Below are 7169 nucleotides of genomic sequence, written 5' to 3'. Positions count from 1 at the left end.
GCATAAGACCATAAGCATTTGCCCAGCTCACTGCGTAAGGATTGAAGCTGCTTTCTGTCTTGATGATTGCATAGATCAAGTCTTCAGGGATGTCATAGCGTTGAGATGCTCGTTGTACTATGTCGGCGTACTTATAACTACGTTTGCTCGCATGATCTGCCACCATTGGGATTTCGACGTAGTAGGCTTTTTTAAAGTCTACCTCTTTGGTTTTTAGGTTATTGGCGATCAGGTAATCTGCGAATTTGTTAGCACGCCATGTCCATTGGATGGGCTTTTTCTCTTGGTCTACGACTTGGTTGTAGAGGAAAGGTTGACCTTCTAGCTTTATGCTTTTGGACGAAAATAGATCGACATGAGCTGGATCATCGGGTGTCAGGAGCGTCGTCATGATCGCATTTTTGAGGTGCTTTTTAGGATCTGTTAAGGAGACGGTTTCTACCGTTATGATACCTTGACTGAAGTTAACTTCTGAACGGCTTAGATAATTGTCTATGTATTTCACATAGTTACTCTTACCTGCCATCTTTACTTCACTGCTGCCCCAACGCTTTTGGATATTGCCTGAAAAGCTACTAATCAAAGCATCCAACGCCCCAGTATCTTTTTCAAATTGCCCTGGTAGTTCTGCCAAATTACTTACAAACCGGTTGGTTGGTTCGTAGTTAACATCATAAATGCTCTCGACAAATTCACGACTGCACCCTGTTAACAACATGGCTGTTAGGAAGTAACTTAGCTTTTTCATAGTTCCTCATACAAAAATGACATCGCGGCGTAAACCATGATGTCATTAAAATTTATTTAAATAAATGTCTTATTCGCTAGGCGGGGTATAGCCATCAATAACGACATCTTTACCTTCGAAAAGGAAGTTAACCATCTCAGTTTCAAGAAGTTTACGATGCTCAGGATCCATCATGTTCAGCTTCTTTTCATTGATAAGCATAGTTTGCTTACTTTGCCATTGTCCCCAAGCTTCTTTAGATACGTTGTCAAAGATACGCTTACCTAGGTCACCCGGGTAAAGTTGAAAATCTAGGCCTTCAGCATCTTTTTGAAGGCGAGCACAAAATACAGTGCGGCTCATAGTGGTTCCTCTTATCGCGTTCGTTGATTCAAACGTCGTTCAGTTCAAAGGGTAGGCTCTCAATAAGCTGCTTTACAGGAGCGGCTAGGCCAATTTCTTCCGGTTTTGATAAGTTATACCAGAGACCTTTAGTCCCTTCCATTATCAAATCTGGTTGTTTATCTAATTTTACTAATACAGGCGTGATATCTAAGTGGTAGTGGCTGAAAGTATGTCGAAACGCAATCATGGTCTTGATCGAATTGGTTTCATTGTCTTTGATCGAACGAAGGTCTAGTTGATGTTCGATCTCTGCGTTTTCATTTTGAGGGAAACAGAATAGTCCTCCCCAGATACCAGATTGAGGGCGTTGCTCGAGCCATACTTGATTGTTGTGGTACAGAATCACAAACCATGTTTCTTTTATCGGCTTTTCTTTCTTAGGCTTCTTGCCAGGGAAATCGAGTTGTCTATCGATCTTCTTAGCTTCACACATGCTTTCAATCGGGCATAACGTACATTTGGGCTTGCTACGAGTACAAACCATCGCACCCATGTCCATCATGGCTTGATTGTACTTATCAACATCTTGATTGGGAGTGTGTGCTTCTGCGTGTTCCCAAAGCTGGTTCTCGACTTTCTTTTGCCCCGGCCAACCTTCTACTGCAAAGCTTCTCGCTAAGGTGCGTTTGACGTTGCCATCAAGAATCGCATGAGGGAGTTTATGCACAGAGGACAACACTGCAGCGGCAGTAGAGCGCCCAATACCCGGTAGCGCGTTCATTTCTTCGATAGAAAGCGGAAATTCACCATCATATTGCTTGGTAACAATCTTTGCAGCCTTATGTAAGTTACGAGCTCGCGCGTAATAGCCAAGCCCTGTCCATAAGTGCAGCACCTCATCTTGTTCGGCGTTCGCTAGGTCAATAACTGTTGGAAAGCGTTCTAAAAAGCGCTGGTAGTATGGAATCACCGTGGCCACTTGAGTCTGCTGAAGCATGATTTCAGATAGCCAAACGGTGTAGGCGGTTTTGTTTTGTTGCCAAGGTAATTCTTTGCGCCCAAAGGCGTCATACCACTTTAATATGGCGGTTGCGAAAGGAGTCACGACATGCTCTATGCTTTGCTATTATTAGGAGTGAAATTGCACCACACTTACGGTTGGATGTAAAACAGACAAATTGTGTGGGAATTTATCCACGGAAAGACTTGCACCGGAGGCAATTCTTTGGATAATCCCCGCTTTGATTAATCAATGTGCAGGCAAAAATCAATGAGTGAAGTGACCACTAACGAATATACTGAAGACGGCAAACTGGTTCGTAAGATCCGTAGTTTTGTTCGCCGCGAAGGCCGCTTAACAAAAGGCCAAGAAAACGCGATGAACGAATGTTGGCCAACAATGGGTATCGACTACAACCCAGAACTTCTTAATTGGAAAGAAGTGTTTGGCAACGACAACCCTGTTGTACTAGAAATTGGCTTCGGTATGGGTGCATCACTGGTTGAAATGGCAAAGAATGCGCCTGAGAAAAACTTCTTAGGTATTGAAGTTCACAGCCCAGGTGTTGGTGCGTGTTTAGGTACAGCTCGCGATGCTGGCGTAACTAACCTGCGTGTAATGTGTCACGATGCAGTAGAAGTATTTGAACACATGATCCCAGACAGCAGCCTGCATACACTGCAACTGTTCTTCCCTGACCCATGGCATAAAGCTCGTCACCACAAACGTCGTATCGTTAAGGCTGAGTTTGCAGAGATGGTTCGCGGTAAGCTGCAACTTGATACTGGTATTTTCCACATGGCAACAGACTGGGAAAACTACGCCGAACATATGATTGAAGTGATGAACGTCGCTCCAGGCTTCAAGAATATCGCTGAAGATGGGGATTACATTCCTCGTCCAGACGAGCGCCCACTAACGAAATTTGAAGCTCGTGGCCACCGTTTAGGTCATGGTGTTTGGGATATCAAGTACAAGCGTACTAAGTAATTCTGAATAAAAAATGAAGGTGAGATCGGATTAAGATCTTAACCTTACATTTTATGGGATTGATAAAAGCCAACATTATTGTAATGTTGGCTTTTTTGTCCTTAGGCTTTTTTACGATAAAGGTTTAAGGACAGAAAGTAATGTCACATCCCCTACAAAAATAACAATAAGAAGTAAGCTCACATGAAACCAACTCAAGCTATTTTGGCCGAGATTTTAGATGAAGTTCGCCCTTTAATTGGTCAGGGAAAGGTCGCCGATTATATTCCTGCATTGGCTCGTGTATCGAACCAGAAACTGGCGATTGCGGTATACACCAATGAAGGTGAAGTTATTCAAGCTGGCGATGCCGATGAAGCCTTTTCCGTGCAATCAATCTCTAAAGCTTTAAGCCTGACGTTGGCGATGGTGTTGTATAAGCCGGAAGAAATTTGGCAACGCGTTGGAAAGGAGCCTTCAGGACAAGCCTTTAACTCGATGATTCAGCTTGAGATGGAACACGGCATCCCTCGTAACCCGTTTATTAATGCTGGCGCGATTGTCGTTGCCGATTTATTACAAAGCCGTCTATCAGCACCAAGACACCGTTTATTAGAATTTGTCCGTCAGCTATCAGGTGATACTCATATTGTGTATGACAAGGTTGTGGCGGCTTCTGAGATGATGCACAGCGATCGTAATGCTGCTATCGCTTATTTGATGCGTTCGTTTGGTAATTTTGAGAATGATGTTATCCCAGTACTGAATAACTACTTCCATGCTTGTGCGCTTAAAATGACCTGTGTGGACTTGGCGAAAACCTTTAGCTATTTGGCGAACAAAGGTGTGTCGGTTCAGACCAAGAAAGAGATCATCACGCCAGTTCAAACCAAACAGCTGAATGCTTTGCTTGCAACATGTGGTTTGTACGATGGGGCGGGAGAGTTTGCTTATCGTGTTGGTATGCCAGGAAAGTCTGGTGTCGGTGGCGGGATTATAGCGATTGTTCCTGGCGAAATGACGATCGCGGTGTGGTCTCCAGAACTGGACGCGTCGGGTAATTCACTGGCGGGAACTCAGGCTTTAGAATTGCTCTCTGAGCGTATTGGACGTTCTATTTTTTAGAAGAAAGATGCGAGCACGGACTTCGTCCTATAGAGCGCTTCGCTTCGAGAAAGGCTCTTACAATAAAAAGGGTTGACCCTAAAGCCAACCCTTATGCAATACTTCTCGAATCTCGAATCTCGAATCTCGAATCTCGAATCTCGAATCTCGAATCTCGCTCTATTCGTCTTCTTCAGCCATAAAGGCTTCAAGCAGATCATTCAGGAACAGCTTTCCTTTTTCAGTGATCTGCCAATGGCTGTCGGTTTCATTAAGATAACCGAGCTCTTTGGCCCACTCTATCGTTGGCTGAATTGAATCAAACTCTAACCCAGTCGTATCAATGAAGTCTTGTTTTGGACACGCTTCCATTAGCCTGAAGCGGTTCATGAAGAACTCGAAAGGGCGGTCCTCATTAGGTACTTCAAGTTCATCCGACAGATAGGGCTTCACCAGATTCTGATACGCGGCTAGGTAGCCTCTAGGGTGTTTAACCTTAGTGGTGCGAACAATACGTCCATCTGCAAAGCTCAGCTTGCCATGAGAGCCACAGCCAATACCTAGGTAGTCACCAAAGCGCCAGTAGTTGAGATTATGCTGACACTGATATCCCGGCTTGCTGTAGCCTGAAATTTCGTATTGTACATAACCTGCGTCTGCGAGCTTCTTATGGCCTAAGTCGAAGATATCCCAAAGGTCATCATCGTCAGGTAGCTTTGGTGTTTTGTAATAGAACATGGTGTTAGGTTCTATTGTTAGCTGATACCAAGATAAATGCGGAGGATTAAGCTCGATCGCTCTGTCCAAATCAGCCAAGGCCTGATCAATGCTTTGATCGGGTAAGCCGTGCATTAGATCTAGGTTGAAGCTATTTAGTCCGATTTTATGTGCTAAATGAGCTGCATTAACCGCTTCGTCTTGACCGTGAATACGTCCAAGCCTTTCCAGTTTCTCTTGTTCAAAACTTTGCACGCCCACCGAGATTCGAGTTATGCCTGCTTTTTGGTAACCAGCAAAACGCTCAGCTTCGATAGTTCCCGGATTAGCTTCCATGGTGATTTCTATTTCAGGTTTGAACGGAATGCGTTGTTCAATGCCTTGCAGCAATCGACCTATTCCTTCTGGAGAAAATAGACTCGGCGTGCCGCCACCAATAAAGATCGAATGCAATGGGCGAGGTGCGCCATTGAGTTGGTATTTTTCGATATCGGTATCGAGATCCTCAAGCAGAGCATCGATGTACTCTTTTTCAGGAATCTCGGCTTTGAGAGCGTGAGAGTTAAAATCACAATACGGACACTTTTGTACACACCATGGAATGTGGACATAGAGGCTGAGTGCGGGTGGTATTAGCGCTGCATTGTGCATTACAGAGCTTGCTCCTTGAGAGTCTTGAATAATGACGCGAGGGCTTTACCACGGTGTGACAGTTGCTTCTTACGTGACGATTCAAGTTCTGCTGAGGCGCAGTTATCTTCTGGTACAAAGAATACAGGATCGTAGCCAAAGCCATTTTCACCGTGTTCTTCAGTCAGAATGCGACCTTCCCATTTACCGTGACATACTAATGGAGTTGGATCGTTTTCGTGACGCATTAGCACCAATACACAGTGAAAACGAGCGGTACGCTTTTCAACATCGACACCTTGCATAGCATCTAACAGCTTTTCGATGTTTTGCTTATCAGTAGCCCCTTCACCTGAGTAACGCGCTGAGTAGATACCGGGTGCACCATTAAGGTAATCAACTTCTAAGCCAGAATCGTCAGCAATGGCTGGTAGCCCCGTCTCTTTCGCAGCGTGGCGAGCTTTGATGATGGCATTTTCAATGAAAGTCGTTCCTGTTTCTGCGACTTCTGAAACGTTAAATTCACTTTGCGCGACAACGTCGAAACCAAACTCAGACAGAATATCTGCCATCTCGCGAACTTTACCTTGGTTGCCTGTTGCTAAAACAATCTTACTCATGGGGATGTGGCTCTAATAAGTTAATGACTAGAAATGTGAGCTTTGAAGCTACTCTTCTATATAAAATTTTTGTGTGAAACGCAGTGGACCTGTGCCTTTCAAACCGGCGTTAACATCGATATTAAAAGTGATGTTCTCTTCGTGAGTGATAGGGAACTCAGCAAGGTAATAAATTGCATCACCTTCCTTTATTTCACGGAAGTTAAGCGTGCGAGTGTTACCTACTAGGTTTCGAGCTGTTCCCGTAATTTTAGCCGTTGTTGCAGGCTTGCCTAGAGAAGCGTTGTCTAGCACGCTGATGTTTAGAATCGCTGAGTATCCGTTTCGTTTCAGCTTATATTGCTTAGCGACCTGCGCAGTTAAAAACGTGGAATTGAAAGCCGAATAATGAACCTCGACATCCTTGATACTTTTAAACTGTCCTGCCGAACTTGGTAAGGCAACAAGAGCGGTGAGTAGTGCTGTTATCCATAAACGCATAATGACTCCAATAAATAGCAAAAAGCCATCATAGGATGGCTTTGACTTCAGTTGGGATTTGGCTTGGCGAGCATATTCGAACTTGCTTGTGCCTACCTAGCTCTCCCTTTTCTATCGTAATTTGCCCTTTAGCGACCTTAAATTGTTTCGCAAGGTATTTCGCTAAGTGAGCATTGGCTTTGCCATCAACCGGTGGTGCAGTAATGGCAATTTTCAGTTCCTCGCCGTGTAAGCCGACAATTTTATCTCGGCTTGCTTTGGGTTGGATATAGAGCCTAAGAAGAATATCGTCTTCCTCGGCCCAAACCGCTTTTGGCATCGTCAAAGTACCTGATGTTCGTACTTGAATTATAGCTGATACCAAATCGGGCCAATTAGGTCACCCATTAAGAAGTTCGCGAATTGCAGAACAATAAACAGTACCAGTACGCTTAAATCAAAACCGCCCATTGCTGGAAGAATACGACGAATTGGAGCCAGCATTGGTTCAGTCAGTTGATGGAACACGTATTCAATTGGGCTACGACCTTGGCTAACCCAGCTCAGGATTGCACGGATTAGCAGAACCCAGAAGATC

At 44.4% G+C, this 7169-nt stretch carries 10 protein-coding genes; 2 read left to right on the top strand and 8 right to left on the bottom strand.

Going from position 1 to position 7169, the window contains the following annotated elements; genetic code table 11:
• The 3 genes from AB4653_RS12405 to mutY form a co-directional block, all read right to left on the bottom strand.
• Positions 1 to 748 (bottom strand): murein transglycosylase domain-containing protein (locus tag AB4653_RS12405; RefSeq protein WP_372104283.1); only part of this gene is annotated, 748 nt, incomplete at its 3' end.
• Between the two features lie 69 nt (positions 749 to 817).
• Positions 818 to 1090 carry an oxidative damage protection protein gene (locus tag AB4653_RS12400; RefSeq protein WP_010435637.1) on the bottom strand — a complete coding sequence of 91 codons (273 nt, stop codon included), beginning with the start codon at positions 1088 to 1090 and terminating at the stop codon, positions 818 to 820.
• Positions 1091 to 1118: 28 nt separating this feature from the next.
• Positions 1119 to 2177, bottom strand: a complete 1059-nt coding sequence (gene mutY / locus AB4653_RS12395) for an A/G-specific adenine glycosylase (RefSeq protein ID WP_102258154.1) — start codon at positions 2175 to 2177, stop codon at positions 1119 to 1121.
• Positions 2178 to 2342: 165 nt separating this feature from the next.
• On the opposite strand from mutY, the gene trmB reads away from it, so the two are divergent.
• Positions 2343 to 3062 carry a tRNA (guanosine(46)-N7)-methyltransferase TrmB gene (gene trmB / locus AB4653_RS12390; protein ID WP_016791043.1) on the top strand — a complete coding sequence of 240 codons (720 nt, stop codon included), beginning with the start codon at positions 2343 to 2345 and terminating at the stop codon, positions 3060 to 3062.
• Positions 3063 to 3245: 183 nt separating this feature from the next.
• Positions 3246 to 4166, top strand: coding sequence for a glutaminase B (glsB, locus tag AB4653_RS12385; protein WP_009847707.1), 921 nt, complete (start codon positions 3246 to 3248; stop codon positions 4164 to 4166).
• A 159-nt stretch (positions 4167 to 4325) separates the two neighbouring features.
• Here the strand turns inward: glsB and hemW are convergent, their stop codons facing one another.
• The 5 genes from hemW to AB4653_RS12360 all read right to left on the bottom strand — a co-directional run.
• Positions 4326 to 5513 (bottom strand): radical SAM family heme chaperone HemW, encoded by a 1188-nt coding sequence (gene hemW / locus AB4653_RS12380; RefSeq protein ID WP_017101448.1) that lies wholly within the window; start codon positions 5511 to 5513, stop codon positions 4326 to 4328.
• On the bottom strand, positions 5513 to 6112 hold the full coding sequence (locus AB4653_RS12375; RefSeq protein WP_017080776.1) for an XTP/dITP diphosphatase: 600 nt from the start codon (positions 6110 to 6112) through the stop codon (positions 5513 to 5515). The genes hemW and AB4653_RS12375 overlap by 1 nt, the downstream gene beginning before the upstream one ends.
• A gap of 48 nt (positions 6113 to 6160) precedes the next feature.
• Entirely contained in the window at positions 6161 to 6592 is a 432-nt protein-coding gene (locus AB4653_RS12370) for a DUF4426 domain-containing protein (protein ID WP_017101446.1), read from the bottom strand.
• A 28-nt stretch (positions 6593 to 6620) separates the two neighbouring features.
• Positions 6621 to 6911, bottom strand: a complete 291-nt coding sequence (gene yggU / locus AB4653_RS12365; protein WP_017101445.1) for a DUF167 family protein YggU — start codon at positions 6909 to 6911, stop codon at positions 6621 to 6623.
• Positions 6912 to 6940: 29 nt separating this feature from the next.
• Positions 6941 to 7169, bottom strand: a 229-nt coding sequence (locus AB4653_RS12360) for a YggT family protein (protein ID WP_372104280.1), incomplete at its 5' end; no start/stop codon positions are given.

It is taken from the genome of Vibrio sp. 10N.222.48.A3, from assembly GCF_041475345.1.
GTDB lineage: Bacteria > Pseudomonadota > Gammaproteobacteria > Enterobacterales > Vibrionaceae > Vibrio > Vibrio tasmaniensis_A.
The sequence above is the reverse complement of the archived record's forward strand: the minus strand, read 5'-3'. Positions and strand labels throughout refer to the sequence as shown.

Excerpts from the sequence above, each read along its gene's own strand:
- AB4653_RS12400 (WP_010435637.1), bottom strand. The coding sequence starts at position 1,090 with ATGAGCCGCACTGTATTTTGTGCTCGCCTTCAAAAAGATGCTGAAGGC.
- trmB (WP_016791043.1), top strand. The coding sequence starts at position 2,343 with ATGAGTGAAGTGACCACTAACGAATATACTGAAGACGGCAAACTGGTT.
- glsB (WP_009847707.1), top strand. The coding sequence starts at position 3,246 with ATGAAACCAACTCAAGCTATTTTGGCCGAGATTTTAGATGAAGTTCGC.
- hemW (WP_017101448.1), bottom strand. The coding sequence starts at position 5,513 with ATGCACAATGCAGCGCTAATACCACCCGCACTCAGCCTCTATGTCCAC.
- AB4653_RS12375 (WP_017080776.1), bottom strand. The coding sequence starts at position 6,112 with ATGAGTAAGATTGTTTTAGCAACAGGCAACCAAGGTAAAGTTCGCGAG.
- AB4653_RS12370 (WP_017101446.1), bottom strand. The coding sequence starts at position 6,592 with ATGCGTTTATGGATAACAGCACTACTCACCGCTCTTGTTGCCTTACCA.
- yggU (WP_017101445.1), bottom strand. The coding sequence starts at position 6,911 with ATGCCAAAAGCGGTTTGGGCCGAGGAAGACGATATTCTTCTTAGGCTC.